The sequence below is a fragment of the Brevibacillus sp. MER 51 genome, assembly GCF_023714195.1.
Classification (GTDB): domain Bacteria; phylum Bacillota; class Bacilli; order Brevibacillales; family Brevibacillaceae; genus Brevibacillus.
In genome coordinates, this window is sequence record NZ_JAMAUS010000024.1 from 20,836 (window position 1) to 46,565 (window position 25,730).

General features: G+C 46.1%; 27 protein-coding genes and 1 tRNA gene. 17 read left to right on the forward strand and 11 right to left on the reverse strand.

Going from position 1 to position 25,730, the window contains the following annotated elements:
• Positions 1-123 precede the first annotated feature (123 nt).
• The 3 genes from nrdR to dnaI all read left to right on the forward strand — a co-directional run bounded on the left by nrdR (position 124) and on the right by dnaI (position 3,142).
• Entirely contained in the window at positions 124-603 is a 480-nt protein-coding gene (gene nrdR / locus M3630_RS28545; protein WP_012685137.1) for a transcriptional regulator NrdR, read from the forward strand.
• Between the two features lie 151 nt (positions 604-754).
• Positions 755-2,194, forward strand: coding sequence for a replication initiation and membrane attachment family protein (locus M3630_RS28550; RefSeq protein WP_232773460.1), 1,440 nt, complete (start codon positions 755-757; stop codon positions 2,192-2,194).
• A 15-nt stretch (positions 2,195-2,209) separates the two neighbouring features.
• A complete protein-coding gene (dnaI, locus tag M3630_RS28555; RefSeq protein WP_173608851.1) occupies positions 2,210-3,142 on the forward strand; it encodes a primosomal protein DnaI in 933 nt (310 codons plus the stop codon).
• Here dnaI and M3630_RS28560 read toward each other — a convergent pair.
• Positions 3,119-3,760: a YdcF family protein gene (locus M3630_RS28560; protein WP_251254433.1), complete on the reverse strand. Its 642-nt coding sequence runs from the start codon at positions 3,758-3,760 to the stop codon at positions 3,119-3,121. The two genes, dnaI and M3630_RS28560, sit on opposite strands and share 24 nt — an antisense overlap.
• A gap of 180 nt (positions 3,761-3,940) precedes the next feature.
• Here M3630_RS28560 and M3630_RS28565 point away from each other — a divergent pair, with 180 nt between their 5' ends.
• The 4 genes from M3630_RS28565 (at position 3,941) to M3630_RS28580 (ending at position 8,471) form a co-directional block, all read left to right on the forward strand.
• The gene (locus M3630_RS28565; RefSeq protein WP_251254434.1) at positions 3,941-6,532 is read left to right on the forward strand and encodes an Ig-like domain-containing protein; all 2,592 of its coding nucleotides are present in this window, start codon (positions 3,941-3,943) and stop codon (positions 6,530-6,532) included.
• Positions 6,533-6,704: 172 nt separating this feature from the next.
• Positions 6,705-6,780 (forward strand) — tRNA-Ala (locus tag M3630_RS28570).
• A gap of 71 nt (positions 6,781-6,851) precedes the next feature.
• Positions 6,852-7,040, forward strand: coding sequence for a hypothetical protein (locus tag M3630_RS28575; protein WP_251254435.1), 189 nt, complete (start codon positions 6,852-6,854; stop codon positions 7,038-7,040).
• A 585-nt stretch (positions 7,041-7,625) separates the two neighbouring features.
• Positions 7,626-8,471: a GIY-YIG nuclease family protein gene (locus M3630_RS28580; protein ID WP_251254436.1), complete on the forward strand. Its 846-nt coding sequence runs from the start codon at positions 7,626-7,628 to the stop codon at positions 8,469-8,471.
• A 343-nt stretch (positions 8,472-8,814) separates the two neighbouring features.
• On the opposite strand, the gene M3630_RS28585 is transcribed toward M3630_RS28580, so the two are convergent.
• The gene (locus M3630_RS28585) at positions 8,815-9,558 is read right to left on the reverse strand and encodes a LytR/AlgR family response regulator transcription factor (RefSeq protein WP_251254437.1); all 744 of its coding nucleotides are present in this window, start codon (positions 9,556-9,558) and stop codon (positions 8,815-8,817) included.
• Positions 9,530-11,245 (reverse strand): LytS/YhcK type 5TM receptor domain-containing protein, encoded by a 1,716-nt coding sequence (locus M3630_RS28590; RefSeq protein ID WP_251254438.1) that lies wholly within the window; start codon positions 11,243-11,245, stop codon positions 9,530-9,532. Before M3630_RS28590 ends, M3630_RS28585 begins: the two co-directional genes overlap by 29 nt.
• Before the next feature lie 270 nt (positions 11,246-11,515).
• Between M3630_RS28590 and M3630_RS28595 the strand changes: the two genes are divergently transcribed.
• Complete coding sequence (locus M3630_RS28595; protein WP_251254439.1) at positions 11,516-12,829, forward strand: MFS transporter; 1,314 nt, start codon at positions 11,516-11,518, stop codon at positions 12,827-12,829.
• 557 nt (positions 12,830-13,386) lie between these two features.
• Here M3630_RS28595 and M3630_RS28605 read toward each other — a convergent pair.
• Positions 13,387-13,692, reverse strand: coding sequence for an NIPSNAP family protein (locus tag M3630_RS28605; protein WP_173608843.1), 306 nt, complete (start codon positions 13,690-13,692; stop codon positions 13,387-13,389).
• 98 nt (positions 13,693-13,790) lie between these two features.
• Positions 13,791-14,030 (reverse strand): hypothetical protein, encoded by a 240-nt coding sequence (locus tag M3630_RS28610; protein WP_251254440.1) that lies wholly within the window; start codon positions 14,028-14,030, stop codon positions 13,791-13,793.
• Positions 14,031-14,748: 718 nt separating this feature from the next.
• Here M3630_RS28610 and M3630_RS31035 point away from each other — a divergent pair.
• The gene (locus M3630_RS31035) at positions 14,749-14,877 is read left to right on the forward strand and encodes a hypothetical protein (protein ID WP_285862872.1); all 129 of its coding nucleotides are present in this window, start codon (positions 14,749-14,751) and stop codon (positions 14,875-14,877) included.
• 240 nt (positions 14,878-15,117) lie between these two features.
• On the opposite strand, the gene M3630_RS28615 is transcribed toward M3630_RS31035, so the two are convergent.
• Positions 15,118-15,435 (reverse strand): hypothetical protein, encoded by a 318-nt coding sequence (locus tag M3630_RS28615; RefSeq protein ID WP_251254441.1) that lies wholly within the window; start codon positions 15,433-15,435, stop codon positions 15,118-15,120.
• 322 nt (positions 15,436-15,757) lie between these two features.
• The gene (locus tag M3630_RS28620) at positions 15,758-16,057 is read right to left on the reverse strand and encodes a hypothetical protein (protein WP_251254442.1); all 300 of its coding nucleotides are present in this window, start codon (positions 16,055-16,057) and stop codon (positions 15,758-15,760) included.
• A 306-nt stretch (positions 16,058-16,363) separates the two neighbouring features.
• Here M3630_RS28620 and M3630_RS31040 point away from each other — a divergent pair, with 306 nt between their 5' ends.
• Complete coding sequence (locus M3630_RS31040) at positions 16,364-16,486, forward strand: hypothetical protein (protein WP_285862874.1); 123 nt, start codon at positions 16,364-16,366, stop codon at positions 16,484-16,486.
• Between the two features lie 117 nt (positions 16,487-16,603).
• Here the strand turns inward: M3630_RS31040 and M3630_RS28625 are convergent, their stop codons facing one another.
• Both M3630_RS28625 and M3630_RS28630 read right to left on the reverse strand, forming a co-directional pair.
• Positions 16,604-17,134 (reverse strand): ECF transporter S component, encoded by a 531-nt coding sequence (locus tag M3630_RS28625; protein ID WP_173630126.1) that lies wholly within the window; start codon positions 17,132-17,134, stop codon positions 16,604-16,606.
• Positions 17,135-17,451: 317 nt separating this feature from the next.
• Complete coding sequence (locus tag M3630_RS28630; protein WP_251254443.1) at positions 17,452-18,027, reverse strand: NAD(P)H-dependent oxidoreductase; 576 nt, start codon at positions 18,025-18,027, stop codon at positions 17,452-17,454.
• A gap of 142 nt (positions 18,028-18,169) precedes the next feature.
• On the opposite strand from M3630_RS28630, the gene M3630_RS28635 reads away from it, so the two are divergent.
• The 6 genes from M3630_RS28635 (at position 18,170) to M3630_RS28660 (ending at position 22,914) form a co-directional block, all read left to right on the forward strand.
• Positions 18,170-19,189, forward strand: a complete 1,020-nt coding sequence (locus M3630_RS28635) for an AraC family transcriptional regulator (protein ID WP_251254444.1) — start codon at positions 18,170-18,172, stop codon at positions 19,187-19,189.
• Positions 19,190-19,317: 128 nt separating this feature from the next.
• On the forward strand, positions 19,318-19,974 hold the full coding sequence (locus tag M3630_RS28640) for a TetR/AcrR family transcriptional regulator (RefSeq protein ID WP_251254445.1): 657 nt from the start codon (positions 19,318-19,320) through the stop codon (positions 19,972-19,974).
• Positions 19,975-19,985: 11 nt separating this feature from the next.
• Positions 19,986-20,348, forward strand: a complete 363-nt coding sequence (locus tag M3630_RS28645) for a DUF4180 domain-containing protein (protein ID WP_251254446.1) — start codon at positions 19,986-19,988, stop codon at positions 20,346-20,348.
• Between the two features lie 7 nt (positions 20,349-20,355).
• On the forward strand, positions 20,356-21,045 hold the full coding sequence (locus M3630_RS28650; RefSeq protein ID WP_251254447.1) for a formylglycine-generating enzyme family protein: 690 nt from the start codon (positions 20,356-20,358) through the stop codon (positions 21,043-21,045).
• Positions 21,046-21,082: 37 nt separating this feature from the next.
• On the forward strand, positions 21,083-21,634 hold the full coding sequence (locus M3630_RS28655; protein ID WP_251254448.1) for a MarR family winged helix-turn-helix transcriptional regulator: 552 nt from the start codon (positions 21,083-21,085) through the stop codon (positions 21,632-21,634).
• A gap of 74 nt (positions 21,635-21,708) precedes the next feature.
• On the forward strand, positions 21,709-22,914 hold the full coding sequence (locus M3630_RS28660; RefSeq protein WP_251254449.1) for an MFS transporter: 1,206 nt from the start codon (positions 21,709-21,711) through the stop codon (positions 22,912-22,914).
• A gap of 35 nt (positions 22,915-22,949) precedes the next feature.
• Here the strand turns inward: M3630_RS28660 and M3630_RS28665 are convergent, their stop codons facing one another.
• Both M3630_RS28665 and M3630_RS28670 read right to left on the reverse strand, forming a co-directional pair.
• The gene (locus M3630_RS28665) at positions 22,950-24,422 is read right to left on the reverse strand and encodes an MFS transporter (RefSeq protein WP_251254450.1); all 1,473 of its coding nucleotides are present in this window, start codon (positions 24,420-24,422) and stop codon (positions 22,950-22,952) included.
• Positions 24,423-24,551: 129 nt separating this feature from the next.
• Entirely contained in the window at positions 24,552-24,935 is a 384-nt protein-coding gene (locus M3630_RS28670; protein ID WP_251254451.1) for a nuclear transport factor 2 family protein, read from the reverse strand.
• 184 nt (positions 24,936-25,119) lie between these two features.
• On the opposite strand from M3630_RS28670, the gene M3630_RS28675 reads away from it, so the two are divergent.
• Complete coding sequence (locus M3630_RS28675; protein WP_251254452.1) at positions 25,120-25,566, forward strand: SRPBCC family protein; 447 nt, start codon at positions 25,120-25,122, stop codon at positions 25,564-25,566.
• Positions 25,567-25,730: the final 164 nt, after the last annotated feature.

The following is a 25,730-nucleotide window of genomic DNA, read 5'->3' on the forward strand; positions in this document are numbered from 1 at the left end:
CAGTACCATAATTGTACTCCATTCGACTTATGCTTTAAATAGGTACAAGGATTGACTTGACTTCTGACAGGAATATGAGGGACACTGTAGACAAGTATTGTCAGTATTGGAGTTGATTCTGATATGCGTTGTCCATTTTGCGAATATAATGGGACTAGAGTCCTGGATTCACGTCCTTTCAATCATAATAAATCCATTCGTCGTCGCCGCGAGTGCGAAGCCTGCGAACGCCGGTTTACTACCTTTGAAATGGTAGAAGAAACACCTTTGTTAATTGTGAAAAAGGACGGAACACGCGAGGAATTCAGTCGAGACAAGATATTGCGCGGGTTGGTGCGCGCTTGCGAAAAGCGTCCCGTACCGTTGGAAGTGCTTGAAAATGTAGTGAACGATATTGAAAAAGAATTGCGCAGCTGTGGACAGGCAGAGATCCCGAGCAATGACGTTGGGGAGAAGGTCATGGAGCGTTTGTACCATGTCGATGAGGTTGCCTATGTGCGCTTCGCCTCCGTATACCGCCAATTCAAAGATATCAATGTATTTATGAAAGAGCTGGAGGAGCTATTGGCTCAAGCGCGCAACAGCTCGTTTCCAAAAGAATAGATAAGCTTTTTCTGCCAGACTGGCAACTTCTCTCTCGCTCTTGCGGCCGATCCGCCAGGGCTTCTTTGGTTTTCCAACTCATTTTTCCGTGAATGAATGGGTAGTCATGCTATAATAAAAGAATCGAATTTTGTCAGGAAGGAAAGATCTGATGCGTCGTTTAGTTTGGAACGAGTTGTTGCCGAAGGATCGTTATCTGGTGCGGATGGCAAGACCGATTGGCTTTGCCGAAATGGGCTTTGTTACGCAGCTATACTTGCCGATCATCGGTGTCGAATCGTACGCTCTCTATCAACTGCTCGTCCATGGCGTGCAGGAGGTGAGCGGAGCCTCCTCGGAGGGGACCCATCGCAGTTTGATGCTGACGACTTCGCTTTCTCTGGATCGGCTATTGGATGCGCGTGAACGTCTGGAGGCAATCGGGCTAGTCGAGGTACGCCGCAGGGAAAATCAGCAGCGAGACTATTATTACGAGTATTTGATCAAACCGCCGCTTAGTCCGGCTGAGTTTTTTGCAGACTATGTCCTGTCGCTGATGTTGCTAAATAAAATCGAAAACGTTCGCTATTCGCAACTGCGCCAGCATTATGCAGATACGCTTGGCAGTCAGTTGGATCAAGAATACTCTATTGTGGAAAACGTCACGAAAGACTTCCATGATGTGTTCCAGTCGTTGAAACCATCGGAGCTGGAAGTGAAAAAAGGTTCGGAGCGGGATCAGTTTTTAACCGAGATGGACACCAACTTCCCGCAAGCGCCGATGAAATCTGGCTACGAGGCACAAGTCAACCATTCGCTGAGTGTGTCGTCCTTGCGCCTGTACTTGCCGGATAATGCCGACTCGGTCAAAGTATTGGAAGGCAAAAGCATGGAGCTTTTGTTCTCGCTGTGCCACTTCTATCAACTAGACAGCTGGGGGATGGGGCAGGAGCTGCGTGATTGGACGCTGTACAAATCGGATCGGAGTTTGGACGGAGAAGTTTTACGCAAGCGTTTGGTTCAACGCTACACAGAAGACAAGCTATACCGGACTGCGCCTGCAACTGACACGGCAGAGGATGGATGGGGACCCGGTCGCTTGCCTGAGCCTGGGAGCGAAGCCTTTATCCGTGCTTGCCGCCAGTTATCTCCGGTGACCCTGTTGGAAAAGGTCGTCGGTGGCAGAATCAGCAAGGTGTTTTTGGAGCGGGCTGAGACGCTTGTATTTGCGGATGGGATGCAGCCGGAAGTCGTCAATGCGCTGCTGCTCCATACGCTGGCCAGCATGCAAATGGAACTGCCAAAAGCATACATGGAAACGATCCGCGACAGCTGGAAAGCCAAACGGATCGCAACAGTTGACGAGGCAGTCAAGCAGATCCTCGAACGTGCGGATCAACGGGCACAAACAGCCGAGAAGGCAAAAGCGGGCAAGAAGGAAACGGCTCCTGTCAGACGCAACGGTAGAGCTATCTTGCAGGACAAGCTGCCGGCATCTGTCGAGTGGCAGCTATCTCAGGAGAAAACCGCATCGGACGCAGAAAAGAAACAGTCCATTCAGGATTTTCCAGACTTGCAGAAAAGACTGGAAACCTTGCGAAAACGGAAATAAGGAGTGTGAGGGAACGTGGAATCTATCAGTGAGTTTATGCAAGAGCTCGCGAAACGAACACCGCGTCAGCTGCTGACACCGGATCAGCAGTTAGATAAAATGTTCCGTTCGTCAGCGTATTTAAAAGCATTTCAACAAGAGCATCCCGCATTGACCAGAGACGATTACCTTCGCTCGCTCTCCAACATCTATACGGCAGTCAAGGAGCAGTATTGGTGTGAACGTTGTCCGGGTCTTGGCGAATGCCCGAATCTGGTCAAGGGGCATAGCACTCATTTGGAGCTGGCTCATCAGCATATTATCAGCTCGATGACGCCCTGCTCCAAGCAACTGTCGTATGAGGAAGAGATTCGCCGCCGTCGACTGATGCGCAGCTACTACGTTTCCGAAGAGACCTTGAACGCGAGCTTTGAGGGCTTGGTCATTGACTCCGGGAATTTGGCAACCGTAGATGCCGCGATTCAATTCTGTGAAAAAGTCGGAACAGGCGAGCGGGTAAAAGGACTTTATTTGCACGGTCCGTTTGGTGTTGGGAAAAGCTACATCATGGGAGCAATCGGTCGCGAGCTCTCAGAGCGCAATGTCGCTTCCTTGCTGGTGTATGTGCCTGACTTTATCCGGGAGATGAAGGACTCTATCTCGGATCAATCGTATGCGGGCAAGCTGGAGTTGCTGAAAGAAGTACCGGTCCTAATCCTCGATGATATCGGCGCGGAGAACCTGACGCCATGGGTTCGGGACGAGATTTTGGGGGTTATACTGAATCAGCGGGCAAACAACCATTTACCTACGCTGTTTACTTCCAACTACTCGCTTACTGAACTGCAAGAGCATTTGTCTATCTCCAACGGAAATCGGATCGAACAAACAAAAGCGGCTCGCATCATGGAGCGAATCCGCCATTTTGTCGATGTGTATGAAATTTTACGCGAGAACCACCGTTCCTAGCACGTGTGTCCAGATGCGAGAGAGCTCCCAATGCGTGAGGGCGAGTACTTCTCGCGCCTTATGATACGGTCCAAACAGGACGTGTGACGTCGTCCCCACAGGCGAGGCGACAATTCCCAGTGAATCAGCCATGATCATGGCACGGGCCAAGTGGTAGTCGTGGCTGATGATCAGGGCGTCTTGAATATGATGTTCCTCCAAGACCTGCTGGCCGTAAAGCAGGTTTTCGTATGTGCTGGTAGACTTGCTTTCTAGCAAAATGTCTTCTTCGGGAATTCCCTTGGCCACCAAGTAATTTTTGCTTACCGCAGCTTCCGTGATCGTTTTGCCTGCACCAAGGCCGCCTGTGACCAGCAGCTTCGATACATAGCCTTCTTCATATAGGGTCGCCGCCTGCTCCAGACGTTCGCGCAGACCAGGACTAGGTCCCTCACCCCAGACGGCTGCACCAAGGACAATGCCGACGGTTGCGTGTCTGGCGTTGGCGTTCTTAATCATTTGTTCGATACGGTACCAGTTGTAGCCCGACCATAGTAAACCGAGCAGCGTGACAATCCCCAACACGATCCATATCCTGCGCCAGCAAGGACGCTGTGCGTTTATCGTTCGATTTTTCATTTTTCGATATCTCCCTCGTAGTCTCTCTTTATTTAGACGTTTGAAATGAGGTCTAGTTACAAAGTTTGACATATGCCTGACACGAAAAACTAGTAAATTGTTTCTTGCTCTTTGCCGATATAGTAATGGTGGAATGGTTTCGAAGAACAGCAAATTTCATACTTGCGAGGGAGGCTAGCAATGTTCTGGAAAAAAACGATGCTCTTGTTTCTGGCCGTCTTTCTATTAGTGGGGACTGGAAACGCAGGGGTAGGATTGGCTGCCGATGAAATCAGCCGACTCGTTCTGTCCAAGAACGAGGTAACACTGGAAAATGGAGATTCTACTAACCTGACGGCTACCGCTATTTATGTGAGCGGAAAAACGGAAGACGTCACCGTCAAGACAGAATGGACGACACAGGACGCGAATATCGCTACTGTTTATGCCGGACAGATCACAGCCAAATCGGTAGGGAAATCTACCATTACAGCTACTTACATGGGTAAGCCTGTCGTAGTGGGTGTGACTGTAACCAAAAAGGTAAAGGCACTGACAACAGAAGAACAAACGTTGAACGTGAGAATTGGCAGCACGGAAAATGTAAAGCTGACAGCTGTATACAGCGATGGGACAACAGAAGACGTAACGACTAAAGCAGACTGGTCCATCGATAATCCTGCGATTGCGACTGTAGTAAATGGAGCAATCAAAGGTCTGAATTCAGGATCTGGTACAGTGACAGCAAAATTCGGCAGCCAGACGACGACTATCTCTGTCAATGTAGAGATTGCACACAGACTGGAGCCTAGCAAAAACCAGGTTTCACTCTTGCTGAACGGCGAAGAAAAAATCAAGCTCAAAGCCATTTTCCCGGATGGAAGTGTAACGGAAGACGTCTCTGACAAGGCTGAATGGTCTTCAGACAATACCGCAGTAGCCGATGCGCTAAAAGGTACGATCAAGGCTTATGGCGCAGGCACAGCAACCATTACGGCGAAGTATGGAACAAAAACAGCGACGATCAAAGTCGATGTGGATACAACGCAAAAGCTGGAACTCAACAAGCAAAACATTTTCATGAATGTAGGCAAAGAAGAAGACATCGAGCTGAAAGCAACTTATGCCAATAATGGCGGTTCCACAGTAGTGAACGATAAGGCCGAATGGTCCTCAGATCGCGAGGATGTTGCTTACTACAGCAACGGAAAAATCCATGCGGTGAAGTCCGGTGAAGCGGTGATTACTGCGAAATACGGAAACAAATCCGTTCAGGTACGCGTAGATGTAGAAGTACCCCGTTCCTTGTATATCAATCCTGCTTTCTTGACGATGAAAAGCGGGACAACGAAAGATGTGGTTGTAAACGCGTCCTTCGCGAATGGTACAAGTGAAGATGTCACTTCAAAAGTAGAGTGGTCTTCGGATAATGCAGATGTCGTATTTGCAAATGGCAAGACCGTATCCGCCTACAAGGCTGGAACAGCGAATGTAACGGCAAAATACGGCGGAAAAACAGCGACACTGGTTGTCGATGTAGATGTACCGCAAAACTTGACCGCAGATATCACGACAGTAGCAATCCCTGTCGGTGGCGCGAAGCAAGTGACGGTAAAGGCTTCGTATCCAGATGGAAGCTCTGCCGAAGATGTCACACAAAAAGTCGTATGGTCATCGAGTGCACCTAGCGTAGCAAGCGTGCGTCAAGGCTTGATCACAGGTGTGTCCACAGGTGCAGCGACAGTGACCGCTACATACGGAACACGCACAGTGAACATTTCCGTATCCGTTGGCGTCATGCAGACATTGACGGTAGACAAGAAAAAGATCGTGCTTGGCAATGGCAAGTCCGAAATCGTCAAGCTGACAGCAGCGTACGCAGATGGAACGACTAAGGATGTAACAGATACAGCGACATGGAGCACAGCTTCTGCTGCTGTAGCAGAAGTAATGAACGGAAAGATCACGGCGACAGGAGCAGGGAAAACGACCGTAACAGGTACCTTTGATGGCAAGTCGGTTTCCATTGCAGTAGAAGTAGACCAAGCGACGAATCTCTCTGTTGATCCTCGCATGCTGATCTTGAACGTCAATGAATCAAAAGACATCAAGCTGAGCGCAACAAACTCCGCTGGCAATTCGGACAATGTGACCAACGATGCAGAATGGTCCTCGTCCTCGCTGAAAGTAGCGGATGTGGTAAACGGCCGCGTAACAGGCCTCTCAAACGGACGTGCGACGATCACCGCGAAATACGGTGGCAAATCGATCAGCATTCCGGTAGAAGTCGGAATCGTAAGCAAGCTCGAAGCAGACAAGCGCTTTGTATCTACGAAGTCGAACAGCAACGTACAAGTAACCTTGACAGCTACCTTCTCCGATGGCCGCACCATGGATGTGACCAATCTGGCTGACTGGAAGACGAGCAACTACAAGGTAGCTGACGTAACCAAAGGCCTCGTATCAGGACGTGCCTTCGGAAAAGCTACGGTTACAGCTAGGTACAACGACAAGAGCGTGTCCATCCCAGTGGATGTAGATACGTTGAAATACTTGAAGACAGATGTCGTTCAGCTCGTGATGAACAAAGGTGAAACGAAGCAAGTGAAAGCCATCGCGACGTATGCAGATGGCTCTGAGCAAGATGTATCCAAGCCAGCTCTCTGGACCACTTCTCGCCTGTTGGTAGCCGATGTGAAAGATGGCATCATCAAGGCTACAGGGTCGGGTAAAGCGACGATTTACGTGCAATATGGTGGGAAGAAGACACCGATTGTGGTGACGGTGAGATAGTGGGATTGAGAGGGAAAAGAGAGGAGCCAATCGGTGGAAATCGGTTGGCTTTTTTTCGTGGTTTTTTTCAATTGGGACGGGGATTTATCAGATTTTTTCGCTTGCAGTGTACGGCGGGCGTATGCTATACTGATTTCACTGAGGCGGTAAACGCTGGAAGTACCATACATATGGGGCATTAGCTCAGCTGGGAGAGCGCTACACTGGCAGTGTAGAGGTCAGCGGTTCGATCCCGCTATGCTCCACCATACTTAAAGCATTGATACGACTAGGTCTATCCAACTTTGAGAGGTCACCTGAAAAGGTGGCCTTTTTAATTTTGTTTACCAAAGCAGAGAAAGAACTAAAGGAACGGTGCCTCGCCCGATTGGGAGCTGGTCTTAACTACTGGCAAGTATTAGCTACCCAGTACCCACAATTGGAGATGTTATTCCAGGTCAAGGCAACCCAAATAGCAATGCGAAGCTTTGTTTTTGAGTTCAAAATAGTACCGCTTCACGAGTCGTAACGGCGAAAAGTCCTCATCTTATTATCCAATTAAGAAAGGAGAAGATAGATGATAGCCAAAGTCAACAGGATAGAAAGACAAGAACAAATCTTCCACAGCCTGGAAAGATTCAGTTTCTTGAGTAGATCGCATATTAAGCGACTTCATTGCCTTGGTTGCGACAGGAACGCACAAAGAGTCTTATAGAAGATGAGGTGAAATTTAAACAGCTTCGAAATGAGCGCTATGACACAGGTTATTATTTGGGCAAATCGGGGAGGAAAATGATCAGCTCCCAAAAATCAAGTTAAAGGAAAGCTGCGGACAAACCTTTAGGAAGGTTCCGGAAGCTAAATCGTAATGTCACATTATTTCGGCCTGGCACATCTTGCATCGTATCTCTCCATTTGCTAGTCATCCTCTTGCTTTTATTAAAACTGATAAGCCACAAGTAAAACAAGACGGCATACTGAATTGCAGATTTAAGTTTTGCTGTTAATAAGTTACACTTATATTAATTGTAATTTAGCTGAAGGATAAAACTTCTTTATATCATTAACAGTTGTAATGCAATCTTTAGCCATTAGGTAGCCAAAGGTGGATAATATGGACAGGATAAACACAGCAAAAACCATTCAAATTTTTCTTCCAGACGGTTCTCCACGTAGCATTCGAATTGCAGAATTTACCAGTAGAGTAATGAAGATTATTTCCTTTCCGAGGAATAAAATGGATGTAGTTGGTAATAGACCAGAAGTGAATGATGTGGGTGTGTATTTTCTCTTTGGAGAATCTGAAGTTTCTGGACGCCCCTTGGTATATGTAGGTGAGGCAGAAGACTGTTATCATAGGATAAAGCAACATAACAAAGCAAAAGATTTTTGGAATACTTGTGCAATAGTTACTTCCAAGACCAACTCCTTGACGAAATCACACATTAAATTCCTTGAATGGTTTTGCTACACCCAGGCAAAAGCGATTGGACGGTATGAGCTAGAAAATTCGACGATTCCAACAAAATCATATATTACGGAATCAATGGAAGCGGACTTATTAGATGATTTTGAGTCAATCAAAATACTATTGGCTACACTTGGTTTTCCGGTCTTTGAAGATATAACTCGGGTTAAACAGAAAGAGCTATTGTTCTGTAAAGGAAAAGACGCATTAGCTACTGGAGAATATACGGATGAAGGATTTGTGGTATTCAAAGGTTCAACAGCAAATTTCAACGAATCTTCATCGGCAAGCGGTACTTCCAAAAGCCTTAGAAAAAGGTTATTGGATGCTGGAGTGTTAGTGCAAAAAGGTAATCTGTATGTATTTGACCAAGATCATATTTTCAGTTCACCTAGCTCAGCAGCCGATGTAGTTTTAGCGAGAAGTTCTAATGGATGGATAGAATGGAAGCGGGATGATGGGAAGACGTTGCACCAGTTAATAAGAGAGTAAAATCCTTGTTCTTTGTATGCTACTTGTCTGCCAACTGTATCAACGATTACACCAACTTAGGACATCTCATCAAAACTAATAAAAAAATCGTACTAGACTTACTGACAGGTAGGTCAGCGGTTCGATTCCGCTATGCTCCATCATATAGCCATAACTGAAACGGCAGAGATGCCGTTTTTTGTATCTTTTTGTATAACAAATCCCCTAGGTCCTACGGATGTTTTAGAAAGCTTAAAGCTTTGAGTAGCTATCATGGAACTCGAATATGCTCGCGCTTCGCTGAAAAACGAAGCGAAGAGATACTCTCTCCCCGCCCCGTTCATCATTGTTCTTCCCCCAAAACTCACAAATTCATCAACCCCCGAAACGCTTTCATCCTCCCCCTGCTAACGGGAATATCCATCTGACTATCATCATTCATCTTAATCAAATACGTATTATTAAACCACGGAATAATCTCTTTAATATACTTCACATTCAAAATATAATTCCGATGACTTCTAAAAAAAGAACGGGACCGATTCAAAATCTCCTCTAGCTCATTTAAGGACAAATCACACTTATCGATACTCTCTTTTGTCGCCACATATAAATCTTTCTCCCGCACAAACGCAAAGTAAATCTGCCCTACAGGGATCGGGATGATCTTGTTGGTCTTCCGGATGCAGACATGCTCTTCCATCGGGAGAACTGTCGCGGCGCGGTCATTCATGGCCGATCGCTTCCTCAGTGTCCTCACTTTTTGGATCACATCGTCCAATTTCGATTCCATGATCGGTTTGGTCAAATAGCCCACTGCCAGCGTGGAAAAAGCCTCCAGAGCGTGTTCATGATAGGCAGTCGAAAAAACGATCAAGGGGGGATTGGACATCTGATTCAATGTTTTGGCAAATTCAAGCCCATTCATTCCGGGCATCTGAATATCGAGCATGAGCAAATCAGGCTCGGAATTGATGATATGAGGCAATGCTTCCAAGGGATTGGTATAAATTGCGTCCACCTGGATATCGATATATTTTTTCAGCAAATATTCCAATTCGGAACAAATGGCTGGCTCGTCATCGATGATGATTGTTTTCAGGAGCATCTGGATGCACTTCCTTTTCAAATGCGGTTAACGGAGCGACAAAGGATACGACTGTTCCCAAACCGGGCTTGCTTTGAATCGTGAGGCCATATTTTTTGCCATAAATGGATTGCAGCCGTGAATGGACATTGACAAGGCCGATGCCTTTCGATTGGCTGTTCCAGATTTCGGCCAAACGCTCTTCACTGATTCCAACTCCATTGTCTTCAATGCTGATTTTCACTTCTTGGCCAAACGGTTCCACTCGAATCGTGAGCAGACAATCGCTAACTTTTGGGGAAAGTCCATGGTGAATGGCATTTTCCACGATTGGCTGCAAAGTCAGGACAGGCAATTTGCACTCCAGCAGAGATTCGTCGATCTCCATGTTCACCTTTAAACGGTTGCTAAATCTGACCTTCTCGATTTCCAAATACGACTTGATTCCGTCCAGCTCTTCCTGCAAGCTGTGATGATTTCCCTTGCTTTTCAAATTGCGCCTGAAGATGTTGCTTAAATGACCGATCAAGTTTCTCGCCTGATCAGGGTCTGTACGACAGTAGGACATAATCGTCCCCAAGGTGTTGAACAGAAAATGCGGGTTGATTTGTGCTTGCAGGGCGCTTACTTCAGCCTGCTTCCGCATTTTCGCTTGATGCTCAATCTCCGCGAGCTCAATTTGGACCGACAGCAGCTTGGCCAGGCCGTCCACCAACTTCTCGTTAGTCTGGGACGTCTTGGAGGAAGAGGTTTTATAGTAGAATTGCAACGTCCCGATTTTCTGGTTTTGATGATATAACGACGCGGCGCTGATCGATTTTAGGCGGGGCGGACGCGGAAGAGCAAAATCTTTGTCGCACCATTCCCCAGTAGGGTGGGTCAAAACAGCTTCCGCTACCTGTGCGCACAGCGTCTCTTTTTGCACATGATTCTCCAGTTCATGGCCTTTTGCACTGAGCAGCTTTTCGCGGTCGGTAATGGCGACAGCATCCACTCTGGCCATTTCACGGATCAGCTCAGCGGTTTTTTTCGCAGAATATTCATTAAGCCCGGTCCGTAGATGAGGCAACGTCTGGCTGGCAATCGACAAGGCAAGGTTTGCCCCCAATGCGCCGGACTGGTCTTGCATCATTTTGAGATTTTGGAAAACGCGCGTGAAAAGCAACAGCCCTGCAATGGTCATAATCGTGGTCGGGATTGCGATTTTTACTTCCAGTTCGAGTGCCGCTGAAAAAGGCTTGGCCATAAGAAGCACCATAACTTTTTGAATGAGCTCGGCTGTGACGCCAATCAGTACGATATGCTGCCATTTCAGACGCAGCATATTCATTTTCGTGCTGACGATCCCGGCCAAATAGCCGTTCATTACGGTCGAGATGGCACAGGCGAATGCGGTAAATCCACCGATCGAATAGCGATGAATACCTCCGATAAGGCCGGCCAAAAAACCGACGACTGGCCCTCCGATCAACCCGCCCGCGACGGCACCCACAATGCGCGTATTGGCGAGTGCGTCATTGACCCGTAGCCCATTCTCCGTTCCGATTACCGACAGGAACCCGAACAGGGTGGAGAGGATCACGATCCGCATCCAGTTGTTTTTCCCGTACATGATGTTCCGAAAGTAATCGAGTTGGCCGATGATAAGGGCGATGACTGCAATTACAGAGATGTTTTCAAGCAGTCCCAGAAGCATAGTGATTGTCATAACAGCCGCCTCCCTATGGAAAAGGGTAGCCCGAACTGGTCGAAAAATCAATGTAACTCAACTGGGTTTTTCGGCAGCTCGGATGCCGTTTTTGCACATCTGGAAGTATTCAATAGATTCTAGCAAAACAAACAACTTAAAATAAAAACAGTTCTTCGAGAATCCATCCTGGTGAATATGTAAACCCTTTCAAAGCATGGTTTGATTTGTAAGCGGTTAAACGATGCCAATTTCGAATGGATTCGGGTCAAACATAAGGAGGGGGCAGCAATGAAGCCAACGAGTGATCGTGAAAATACGCGGCGAATCACAAGCAACATCTTTAAAGGTTCACTGGGGAACCTGATTGAATGGTATGACTGGTATGTCTATGCAGCTTTTGCGGTGTACTTCTCGTCTCAGTTTTTTCCAAAAGGAGACGCTACCAGCCAGTTATTGAATACTGCCGCTGTTTTTGCTATTGGATTTTTAATGAGACCGATTGGGAGCTTGCTCCTTGGCCGATACGCTGACCGTCACGGACGCCGTGCTGCGTTGACGCTGTCTGTTACCATCATGGCAGGTGGTTCTCTGGTGATTGCCGTAACACCAAACTATGAAACCATCGGCGTGTTTGCGCCTATTATTCTCGTTCTTGCCCGCCTGCTCCAAGGTCTTTCGCTTGGCGGGGAATACGGAACATCTGCCACGTACTTGTCCGAGATGGCTTCGAGTGGTCGCCGAGGGTTCTATTCTAGCTTCCAGTACGTCACGCTGATCAGTGGACAATTGCTGGCGCTGGGTGTGCAAATTATCTTGCAGCAAATACTCCCGGAAGAAGCGATGATGGCATGGGGCTGGCGAATTCCGTTCATCATCGGAGCGTTTGGCGCAGTAGCCGTGTTGTGGTTGCGCCGCAGTATGGACGAATCAGAGCAGTATACCAAAATGGAGTCGAAAAACAAGGAAAAGGCGGGTACGCTTCGAGAGCTGATGAAGCATCCGAAGGCGGTATTGGCAGTCGTTGGTCTTACGCTCGGGGGAACCATTGCCTTTAACACCTACACGACCTATTTGCAAAAATTCATGGTGATTACGGTAGGACTGCCGAAAGATATCGTTAGCTGGATTAACTTTACCGCATTGCTCGTATTTGTCGTCTTGCAGCCGCTTGCTGGTATGCTGTCCGACCGAATTGGACGGCGCCCGCTGTTGATTGGTTTCGGTATTCTTGGAACATTGTGGACCGTACCGATGTTTATGCTCCTGGAACAAACGACTAGCCCATATATCGCTTTCCTGCTGATGCTGTCTGGTCTTATCATTGTTACCGGTTATACGTCCATCAACGCAATCGTGAAAGCCGAGATGTTTCCTACCGCCATTCGTGCTCTGGGTGTAGGCTTTCCATACGGGGTGACAGTCGCGATCTTTGGAGGAACAGCGGAGTTCATCGCGCTATGGTTCAAAAGTATCGGGAACGAGTCTCTCTTCTATTACTATGTAGCAGCTTGTATTGCAATAAGCCTCCTCGTTTACTGGCGTATGGGTGAGTCGTCGAAAAACTCCCAGATTGAAGCAGAGCTGAATACAGCAAAGGACTAGATTGGTGAATATAGGGGCTACGAAAAACGGCAGAGATGCCGTTTTTTTGCATGTACCGACCTGGAAAGATTGCATTCCAAAATTCTAGCTTTAATAATGAGTAAAAACTCGCTCAAAAAATGAGGTCCCACAAGCAGTATTTCAACTTCGACACAAATCCAACCATCATACTTACTACATAGCTATCTCGATGACGGGTTATAGAAGGATTTATTGGCTTGGGATAACGCAAAAGGAACCCTAGAGAAGAAGATGTTCGTTCAAGGGGTGCGGACTGCTGAACAAGCAGAGAATGCTAACCAGGAGTTCCGCGGACCATATTGAATTGCTCGACGCATTAGACGAATATCCGGGATCCGTGATACTAAGTGGTTACGATAATGATTTATAAAACGGGGCGCATTAGAACAGAAGTTATCTGGATCAATCCAGTGGCAGCTGATCAAGTGGGTCAGCAGACAATCTTCTCGCTGCCCGGCATATAGCGGATGGATGCTAAATGCTCATTATATAAAAAAGCCCATCCTATCTTAAGGATGGACAAGGTTGAAGGAAAATTATTCAAACACCGGACGCAAGAAACTTCGCTCGTAACTGATGATGCACTTTGTTTGCTCTGCGAGTGAGAAGGCAAGTTGGCAATCTTCATCGACCAGTATTCTCTTTCGATAATCCTCATATTCTGCCAAACTAGGAAAACTAAATAAGGCATAAGCAATATTATTAGCACCTTCATGAGGAAGGAAATAGCCATGATGATGTCCGCCAAACTTGTTGACAAGAGGTATCCACATCTTTGCATATTCTTCAAAAACACTTACCTGATATGGGTCAATAACATATTTCAAATAACAAGTGACCATTTTTCTACTCCCTAATGGTTTTCCTAAATCTTACTGTACATCAATATTAGAAACAAGAAGGGATATGGTTTTACAAAATGTGTATTTAAAAAGGACTTTTAATAAAAGTCTCGTGGATTTGAATCACATTCTATTTTTAAAGGCTTAAACCAATTTCTCAGGAATGTTCGTGTATCTGAGACTGTTATAGCAACATCGCCTTTTTGAATATCGATGTATAGGCTATAGCCTCCATCAGATTTAGACTCAATTGGAATCAAGTCAATGAATTCGTTAAAATCTTTTACTGCTTCGGTGACTCTATCCATTTGTGGTTTTGTTACATCACTTACAATCATCAAAAACTGTCTCTTCAACAATACACCCCATTGTTTTTATTTTCATTATATCACAGTAATGAAAACCGGGTGGGAAACGACAAGTTGGCAACTTATCAATCTTATCAGAAATGAAAGAGATATGTGTCGATGGGTTTATCGAAATAGCTAGGGAGTGAACGAAGTGGGCGACTGCAATTACAACGGATGCACGGAAAAGGCTACGACGAAAGGGACGGTGTTCACGAAGAAGGGCAAGAGCGATAGACTGGCACCTGTAACCGTCAACGCTTGCGACAAACATAAGAAACTACCGAGTTTCTTTCCAAACAAAAATCAGGGGCGAAAGATATGTTTCCTAGAGCTAGCGCGGAAGATGCAATAAAGGGTTGGAGATTACCTCCCGATATGCTGGAAGAAGTCAGGATCAAGATGTGGGCTGCTGGTTGGCGACCTACCCGAAAGGAAAGCGAAGACATTTTGTTAGCTGTAGAAAGTACGATGATGGCTAATGAAAGGAGACTAAGTCGTTTCTGAAGCATAACGGGAACTACAATCCGTGCGCCTATCCGTATGATGATGTGGAGAGTATCGAGGAAGCTACTCATTGGAGCGACTTCAGGCACGTTTCGTATGTAGCTAGGTGGTACGCCGACAGCTTTTACAAGTGGCAGATTGTAGATGTGGACACAGGGGAAGTGTTGGAGCCGATGAAAATAGGGTTGGGTGGATAATGACAATGACCGAAAAACAAATCATAGAAACGCTGGCAACGAAGGTGATGGGATGGGAGCTTGGCAACAAAGGAAAAAGACTGGAACTCACTCCAAAACATAGCCAATGCGTGGCAAGTGGTGGAGAAGATTAAAGAACAAACGTACTTCTTTGTCCTTAGTTACGCCGAGGACAATGAAAGTACGCTTGGCAAGCAGACTTTGATGATGTGTCTGTCAAGAAGATCGGCACTGGGATGACGGTACAAGAAGCGATCTGTAACGCAGCACTGAAAGTGGTCACTTTAACAAAACGGTAATTGTAGAAAGTAGGAAATTCCCCAACTTGGTGAGAAAAATACCCCGGGATTAACCCGGGGGCCGTTGATGGTGGATTAGTTGATTTTCAACTGTTCCCAGGTAAACGAAACCGGATAAGAACCGTTTTCAAAGACTCCTACCTTTTGCCACATGTAGAACACCACTGTTTTATTTTGGTTATCGATCCCAATGTCGATTGTATACCTATAACCAGGAACTTCCCAGCGTTTGACTTCCTGATTGTTGGAATCAAATGCGACGACAACCAAAACGAGGTCATTCGATGAAGGGGTATACGACCAATACGTATACTCACCATACTTAACGATGACGTTTGCTTGGCTAATCGCAAGTCCAGCTGGTTGCAAAATTATAGCAGGTCTGGCAATCAATTCATAGCTATTCCCGACTTATTCCCTACTAAATGTGAGGGTCTTCGTTCGAGCCTACACCGTGCAGGCGACTTTCATCGCACACGGCGTTCCATCAACGGATAAGAAAGAATGTTTTACAACGGGCAAATATAACGCTACGCCAATCAATCTAAATTGTCCGCTAACTAAAGTTATAACTTTCTGTGATTGTGTTATTAAAGAGCTGAGGTTAACAAAACAATGATTTGATAAATAGAGGGGTAGTTGCAGCGGGGGGCGAGCCTTCAGTCTCGACGAAAAAATATCCCCCGGGTCCATCCCGAGGGCTGTTGATGGATAATTAATTTTTAGAAATATCCAATACCATTTCTTGCGTGTGTTTTGAATCAATAGAAATGAAAAATTTATACGTTCCTGCGGAAGGCATTGTGTAAGATCCTAAGTCAAAAATGATTAACTGTCCTTTATCAAGAGTAACATTAGGAATCGTAATTACGGAGCCATTAATTTTATCAGCACCAATTTCATTGCGATCAGCAGCAATGTAATACAAATCGGTTGCATCTGGAGTGAAAACATCATTCAAATCAAAAGTTAGAGTCGCGTTTCTTAATGGCTGGGTGGCGAGAAATTTTGGCATAAGGTATTGGGAGGAGCCTTCAACGAAATGGTAGGGATATTGACCATTTAGATTGTCTTGCAAAGTGAATATTGGATCAGTATAGCTATTCTCGACTTATTCCCTTCTCTTCGTGAGGGTTTTCGTTCGAGCCTACACCGTGCGGGCGACTTTCATCGCACACGGCGTTCCATCAACGGATAAGAAAGATTTTTACAACGGGCAAAATAAGCGTACTACAAATATGTAAATATTTATAGATTTTGATTTCAACATGATGGATCCAAGTGATGAGGGATTAACAAAATGTAAAGGATAGGTTCGTGCATGACAGAAATCGTTTTAGAACTCGATGAAAACCAGCGCTTTTTGATTGAAGACCCTGATGGTGTCTCGGTGATTATGGAAAGATGGATTTCTCAAGAAGACGAAAAGTTCAGATGGTGTTGAATACCAAAGTTGGCGCAGTTGGGCGATAATCTGGTTTTTGTGCTGCCCCCACACGGTTCCCGATCTTTTTATATTTGTAAAAAAGGAAGGATGGAGCTCTGCCCCATCCTTCCTTTTTTAACCTTGACCCACAATCTTCTTCAACCGTCCCACCAGCGGGATAACTATAACCGCTGCTACAACCACCTGCAAAACGTTCCCCGGAATAGAGCCAAACGGCTGAATCCAGTTCCCGTAAAGAATAACCTCAACAAAGTAGTAGCCCACGATCTTAATCACCAATGCAGCGACAACTGCGAGTGCGTACACAAATACCCGATTGCCAGGTACCTTCTCGGCGATAAGGCCAGCAACATAGCCCATTGCACCTACGATTACGAACGTAAACGGCGCCCATGCTGTCCAACCGGAGATAAGGTCAAAGAGGCCCATACCAAAAGCTCCAGCAATCGCTCCTGTTTTTCTGCCATACACAAAAGCTGCGATTAAAAGAGGCACGTTACCGAGATGAATGAGGCCACCGTTCCCCATGATCGGGAGTCGTAAATTGATAAACATGGTGGCTGCGAGAGTAAAAGCGATAAAAAGGGCGTTGATAACCAAGGTTTTCGTCTTTGATGCTTTTCTTGCTGAAAAAGTAGAATCCATATGATAGCCTCTTTCTTATTATTTTTACTATTATCATACTCACAATCAGCTACATAATAAATACACTTTGCACGATTTATTTGCCTAGGTAAATCATTCCAACGAAAGAGACACGCTGGAGAAAGGCTAGGAAGCAGGTGCAGGACAGTAACAGATTTGGATAAATCCGCTGCTGGAAGGCGGTCCAGCATATAGTCGAATCAAGTTTTGGAAAGTGTGCAAAAGCACCTCGATAAGTAAGGCAACGTGAAAAACTCAAGCTGAAATCGGCTTGAGTTTTTGTTTTGTCGCTCTATTTAGGCCTTTTCACCGTACGTTTAGGCAAGTCTCTCCCCAAGCTGCTTCACTTTCTCCAGCCACTTCTTGCGCTTTTCCTCCGCCGAGGCATTCACTCCACTAATCTCCGTAACCTTTACAGGCTTAATCCCGCAAAACTTCAAAATGTTGCGTTTCATCACGAGGTGTCCGGCTTGCCAGTAGATCAATCGGTTGTACCAAGATGGGGTATCCATGGTCAAAATCAGATGCGCGGTTTTGCCCGTCAACAGCTTATCCCATAGTGGAGAGCCTTCCCGATATTTATAGGCGAATCCGGGTAATAAGACACGATCGAAAAATCCCTTCAAGATAGCGGGCATCGTGCCCCACCAGGTCGGATAGACAATGACCAGATGATCCGCCCAACGGATGAGATCCTGCGCTTCTTTTAGGTCATCCTCCAGCTCCGTTCTTTTCCGATATCCGTACTTCAAATTTGGGTCGAAAGCGATTTGGCTCAAATCAATGGTGCGAATCTGCGCGTCTTTGCCTTCGGCTCCTTTCATATAGGCATGCGCCAACGCAGAGCAATAGCTCTCGGGATCTGGATGTCCGATGATAACGAGAATGTTCATTTTCATATCCCCCTGTAGAGTTGATTCCATAAGCGACAGATCGTGGTAAACTGAACTGTATTCAGCATATCGTGTGGAAGGAAACAGAGGAATGATCGAGAGCGCATAAATGTTGTGGATTCACGCAAAGGAGGTTCCGTACTTGGAAAATGCGCATGGATTTGCGATTTCGATGGTTTATCCGATTATGAAGACAATTACTCACAAGAAGCTTGATTTTGAACGCTTTTGTGAGCATATTTCTTTTGATAGCAGCTTGCTAAAAGATGTAGAGGCGCGCATTGATGAAGCGGAGCTCGAGCGTTTGATGAAGGAAGCGGCCATTTACACGCAAGATGACTATCTCGGACTGCATCAAGGGCAGTTAACTGATATTGCCGATCTGGGCATTCTTGGCTATGTCATGATGCATTCGGAAAAAATCGTCGATGCATTGAAGGCTTATCAGCGGTATCACGTGATCCTTTGCAGCGGGTACGAGCTGGATTGGGAAGAGCGGGGGAACCATGTTTTCCTGCGGTTTCATAGACAAAGCCCTGGGAGCGTTTCTCGACATTGCATGGAGGACATGGTCAGTTCCTTGTACCATTTGATCGTCCGTATGAGTCATCGGTCTATTCCGTTACAGGCGATACAATTCACACATGACGCTACGACGGATATCGAACCTTATGTGAATGTGTTCGGGATGAAGCCTTACTTTGGTGAAGAAGAAAATGGGCTCTTGGTAGGCAAAGAAGTTTTGCAATACCCGATTCTGTATTCAGATGTCCGGCTGCGCAAAGCTTTTGAACCAATCGCGGAAGAAAGTAGAGAGAGGCTGATCAGGGGGCGGGAATTTTCGGACCGTGTGTTTCAATGGATGATGGGATGTATGCCTGCGGCTTTCCCGACCTTACAGCAGACTGCCGCTGCTTTTCATATGAGTACGAGATCCCTGCAAGCGAAACTAAAGGCAGAGGACACTTCCTATCATGAATTGTCCACGAATGTTCGCAAAGAAATGGCAATGGGGTATTTACAGCAAGGGGAGCATTCCATCGGAGAGATTGCCTACCTGCTGCATTTTTCAGATCCAAGCGCCTTTCAAAATGCTTTCAAGAAATGGACGGGGCTGACACCGGGACAATATCGGATCAGTCGCCAAGCACTTGCCATGTAACGTCATGATGGAACACGCTGCGTAAGCGTGTTTTTTTGTTGTGGCCCCTCTTTGTTTGACAAATTGGAAAATGATGGTGTACACTTTTTTTATTCCGACCGTACAGTATAAATAAACGAGGTAAGATCATGCCCAAATTAGGAATGGAACCAAAGCGCCGAGCAGATGTCATCAATGCGACCCTCACTTGCATTAGCAATCACGGGATTGATGGCATGACGCTGGATAAGGTGGCGGAGTATGCGGACTGCTCAAAAGGTGTCGTCACGTATTATTTTAAGAATAAGGATAATTTGACGAGTGAAGCCTTTCAGGCATTCTTGGCCTATTATGGCTTGAAAATCGAAGCTGACATTGAGAACACCATGACCGCTCAGGAAATGATGGATGTTACGCTTGCTCATATCTTGCCGCCATACGTGAACGACAAGGAAAAACGGATCAATGTTTCACAGCTGGATGGCATCGCTGAGATGTACATCCCGCATGAAGATCAAGCAAGACTCTTTGTCCAATTCTTCTCCAAAGCCGCATTGGACCCCAAGCTGCAAGAAGTGGTTGAGAATAGTTATAAGAGAGATTTGCAGGGTATCACCAAGATTTTTGAATACGGCAAGCAAACCGGGCTTATGTCTGTAGAGGATTCACAAAGCGCTGCCTACGGACTCATGGCAATGGTTGTGGGCTTGAGCTTCTTTCGAGTGGCGAGGGTTTCGCCAGCAAACGGTGAAGACAATCGATATATTTGTGAGGACTTTGTAAGGCAGATGACCAATAGAAGATGAGGAGAGTACACATGAATATTACAAAGGTGGAAGCTGGCGGGAAAAATATTGCCATTGTGAGTGGTAGCGAGGTAATTATAGAGGATGTGCAGTCCGCATTGGACCTGATTGCAACGGTACACTATCAAGCAGACAGTGAGCGTATTGTACTCAACAAATCATTGCTAAACGAAAGCTTTTTCGATTTGAAAACACGCCTTGCTGGCGAAATCCTTCAGAAGTTCATCAATTATCGGGTGAAAGTGGCAATTGTAGGAGATTTTTCGGTGTACACAAGTAAAAGTCTAAAAGACTTCATCTATGAATCCAACAAGGGAAACGACATCTTTTTCTTGCCGACCGAAGAGCAGGCGATCGAGAAGTTAGCCAGGTGAAATAGAGATGGAGCGACCGTCCACCATGGTGAGCATCCCAGCAGGGCATATCGAATTACGGGACGATCGGATCAAGGCGACATGGACAATCGAGGTGAACGCCTTTTTACTCGCACCTGTTCCTGTCACAAATGCGTTATACTTCTCGGTTGTACAAAAAGCAGCTGGACCGAGTGACCACCCAGAGGCTCCTGTCGTGAATGTCTCGTGGAACGATGCGATTTCGTTTTGCAATCTGCTTTCTCAGCAAGCAGGTCTCACGGAATGCTACTCGATCCGTGAAGATGGTGAGTGTGTTGGTTGGAACGAGGAAGCGGATGGCTACCGACTGCCGACAGAGGCGGAATGGCAGTACGCTTGCAAAGCAGGGACGGGCGGTTATCGGTACGGCGAGCTGGATGAGATCGCATGGTACGAAGGGAATGCTGAAGGTACAGCACATGCGGTAGGACAAAAGCTGCCGAATGCGTGGGGGCTCTATGACATGTTGGGGAATGTTTGGGAGTGGTGCTGGGACCTTTACGATGTAAACGTCTATGGCTCCTACCGAATTTTTCGCGGTGGTAGTTGGGCGGAAGAGGCCAGAGGCTGTGGGGCGACATGCCGCAGACGCAGTCACCCCACGTTTCGAATAGATGATCTCGGTTTTCGTCTTGCCAGGGGTGGTTGCAAAATCCAAAAAAATCCTTTATATTGATTTTAGTTAGATAATCTAATTATAGTCAAGGTGGATTATGAGCAGAAAAAACAAGTGTGAGCATACATCCGATCAATTGCCGAAACTTGGTATTCAGCCATATTTGCATCTGATGGAAACAACTGCTCTGCAAAATACGGATCGCAAATTGGCTCATTTGGGATTATTGATGCTATGGCTGGGGGATAACGCCATAGACGTCATTGATTTGAATTTGGAGAAATTCGGCATAACGGAGTGTAAATGGGACGTATTGCTGTTGCTTACGTTACATGAAGACAGAGAACTTATCACTCCCTCTTCGCTTGCAGACAGGCTGGGGATTCGGCGTGCCTCTGTTACAGCTTTGCTGGACTGGCTGGAAAAAAGGCACTGGATCATCAGGGAGCAAAGCACGCTGGACGGTCGCAAGATTCATGTCAAAATAACGCAAGAAGGCAGAGAATTGGTAACCAGCGTACTGCCAGTTTTTTGGTCTGCTTGCTCCTCCATTATGAGCGAATTAGAAGAGGAAGAACGGATGCTGTTGGAAAAAATCTTGATGAAGTTGAATAGCAGCATGGAAGAGAAACTGGGGGTGGGAAGATAAGATCATATTTTTTTGTGAATATAATTAGATAATCTAACTATAATGTGTGTAAATATTTGAAAAAGAGGTGTGCGATGTCACAGCGAAACTACTCACTCATGACGGCAATCCTATGCTGGTCTGGAATCGTCGTCATGTCGAGCTTATACGTTACGATTCCCCTTATGACCATATTTGCCGATCTTTTCAGTATTACGTTGACACAGGCTGCAGCAGTAGGCAGCGCATTTTCGGTTGGGTTTGCCATAGGGTGCCTGATTTATGGACCGTTGTCCGAAAAGTATGGCCGCAAGAACGTTATTGTGATCGGGATGATTGCCCTGACTCTCTTTTCTTTGTTGCTTGGTAGTGCAAATGATTTCGCATGGATCATTGTACTCAGGAGCTTGCAAGGTGCTGCCGCTGCTACGTTCTCGCCTGTTGCACTCGCCTATGCCGTGGAAATGTTCCCTGCGGCAAAACGGGTAACAGCAATTGGATTTATCAGCACAGGATTTTTGGCGGCAGGAATCATTGGTCAAGTGATCAGTACCGTAATGAGTCAACAATTCAGTTGGCACGCCGTATTCTATATGCTTGCCGCTATCTATTTCGTGACGCTGCTCGTGGTGATGAGGTGGCTGCCAAAAGAAGAGAGTCCCCTTGCTACCGTTAATATGTGGGAGCCGATTAAGCGAATTCCCTCCCTGTTCAAACAAAAAAATATCGTCTTGGGCTACATAATCGCTCTTGTATTGCTTATGTCATTTGTTAATATGTATACGGTCTTGGGCAGTTATTTGGCGGGATCTGATTTTGGGCTTAGCAACAAGGAGATTCTGCTTGTTCGAACGATTGGTATAGTGGGCATGCTTATTTCCCCGCTGGCGGGCGGGCTGGCAAAACGGTTTGGCTTACGTAACGTGCTACGCTTCGGATTAGGTCTGGCAGTGATCAGTATGGCTTCCCTCGGTCTAATATCTAACTTGTCTCTTTTGATCGGTACGAGTGTGCTTTTCGTTGCCGGAATTGCGCTATCTGTTCCTTCCGTGATCACGCTTATTGGACAGCTAGGGGGCAAATCGCGGGGAATTGCGGTTTCGGTTTATACGTTTATCCTGTTTTCGGGAACAAGTCTTGGGCCGATATTGTCCATCCGTTTTATGAATGTTGGCAGCTATGAACTTACTTTTGTCTTGCTTGCAATCGTACTAGGAATTGGCTTTTTAGCTGCATGCCTGATTCGCAGTGATTCCGCGGTTGAAAGCAGTAGCACAAAACCTCCTTCGCCACTAGCTTAGTGGTTGAGGAGGTTTTGTTGTGTAAACGATGGCTGCTATCGATTATTTTGTTGATTCAGCAAGCGTTCTCGCTGCTTATGCATGGCTATGAAAGCGGCAAACACGAGCAGGAGACATCCTGTGAACAGAAACCCTTCCTCGATGGAGAAGGGCAGCCAACCTAACAGGCCTGAACCGACGACTACACCGAGAGAGAAGAAAGCGTATAAGTAACCGTGTGCTTTCCCCCGCAATTCTTGCGGCGTCGATTGAATGAGCATCGTATTGACAGAAGGAAACAAGAGAGCAAAGCCTATCCCATATAGTCCTAACATGCAATACAGGGCCAATGTCGTGTTGGATTGACCAATAAGCAACTGACTCACGCCCATGAAGCCAATTCCGATGGACATCGTTTTGGAAGGGGCCACACGATCAAAAATCTGGTTGGTCGGAAGGACAAAAAGCAAGACGGCAATCATCCCAAAAGTGCTCATTAATGTACCGCTTAATTTCGAATCGTATCCAAGCGATTGCACATGCAAGGGCAAAAGGTAAGCGATCACACCTTGTGAAAACATGAGCAAAAAGGCACCGCCGTAAGCCTTGATAATCCCAGCATTGAAGATCAAGGCTGAGGTCGGAATGTCCTTCTTAAGCTTCTCTTTCTTGCAGGCCTTAGTGGATCGCAGAAAAATGACGGACAGGATGGCTAGGAAAAAGCCCATAACAGCGACACATGTAAAGACAAAAGGCACGGAGGTTTTGCTTGCCATAATGCCGCTGAATGCAGGTCCGATAATCGCCGCGAGTCCTACAAAGGTACCGGTGAAAGCAACCTTTCGTCCTTGCTGCTCATGTGCAGTGTTATTCGCAGAGAAAGTAAAAGCAGCAGGAACGATCAAACCGGCGACAAATCCGTGAATGATTCGCACGATAACCAACAGAAACGGCTGATCGACAATGTGATACAGCAGCAAGGCACAGCTCGATAAAACCAATCCGATCAACAGTGGCTTGGATGGCCCAACCTTATCTGTCAGCATGCCTGAGATAATATTGCCAAAGGTATTGGCTAACGAATACAGACCGATGACAAAACCTATCACAAATGAGCTGGCACCTACGGAAGCAGCAAATGTACTCATGACCGGCAGTTGCGAGAACAAATCAAAGAACGAGAAAAAAACGATGCCGTATACGAGCACGGCATTGTTAAACGGCTTCAGAGGATACATATCCTGTGCCGTTTTCAGTCTGCGATCCAGAAAGAAGTTCCCAAACGGTACAAAAGCGGCGAGTAACGCAGCAAGAGGCCAGAGCAGGCTCCATCTCACGCGAATGGCCGCATAGAGTATCGCCAGAGCATACAAGCAAAAAATCCCGCCGTGAATACTTCCTGTGATGGTTACGGCTTTGTCTAAGCCCCACACGTATTTCAAGGGCATCGCGATGCCCATCAATACTAACAAGGAAAGGCCATCGAGTAGGCCTGTAAGACGTAAAAAGTAAATTGGATGTACCCGCACTTGTGACTCTCCTCATTTTTTATGAAGTGATGCCTCTATCCTAACATTTTTTTTGATGAAGAAAGTGAACAAATTCGGGTCATTCCTGTGTCGATATCATGAGGGCGGTGTATTTCTTTTGCCGTGTTCTTAACTGTAATCTTCAATCAGGGAGACTTTTCCTTCTTTCATCATAAAAATCGATTTCCCTTTTAATTGGAGCGTATCTCCAGCCTTAAGTCCGTTTGGCAAATCAATCGCGAGTATTCCTTCATAATCAATTTGCACTTCTGCTCTGTCATCCATCACGAGGTAGGCGAGAATGGTCTGACGCCGACTCGAGAAAATTTTCGCAGACTTTTCAGCTAGCTCTCTAAACGCTTCTATTCCTTTTGTTTCTGTGTCCAGTTGTCCGTTGGAATAATTCCTGAAAACAATATCCGTATGCAAGTGTCTCACTATACCTTCGACATCAAATGAATTGTAGGCCTGCACATAATTTTCAACGATTCCTTTTACCTCTTCATTCGTCATGGTCATGCTCCTCCTCAGGGAATCAACGACTTGGTCTTCCGTTTATGAGTGACATTTTATTGGCGATTGTTTACAATTTACATAAGTTTTTGAAGGGATTTCAAGTCATATATTTTCATTTGTTACGCGATTTTTGGTATTCGTGAAAGTTCTTGCTAACAAACTTGATTGGCGAGGTGTCCCGATGAAGAAGCAAAATACCGAATCTAACAAAATCGTTGGTCAAACGGCAGCGACAGGCTTCCAGGTAGGTGTACGCAGGACGATGCCCATTACCCCGGAACAGGCATGGGCGTTTTTAACCTCGTCCGAAGGGGTGAAGTTATGGCTTGGACATGTACCGAGCCTTACCTTTAGCGAGGGGGAGGCCTTTGCTTCCTGCGATGGAATATCGGGTCAATTTCGTGTTGTAAAGCCGCTCCGGCAGTTTCGGTTGAAGTGGTCGATGAAGGAATGGGAAAAGCCATCCACATTGCAAATCCGGCTGATATCCGATAAGCCTGACCGAACGACCATTAGTTTTCACCAAGAGAACTTGGATGACATGAACACAAGAGAGCAAATGAAGCTTCACTGGGAAGAAGTTCTGAATGAGATCAGGCAAAATGTCTCCATGATGGAGAGCGAATAAGCTTTTAAACTGCACCTCCCGTTTCTATGTTTCACAATGGGGTGCAGTTTTTTTGTGATCTTTCGTGATGAAAATACAAACATATTTTCCTGTTACTGGTATAATCAAGAGAAATATATAAAAACAGGGTGAGATGATGAAATGTTCTCTTTTCATAAAATCAG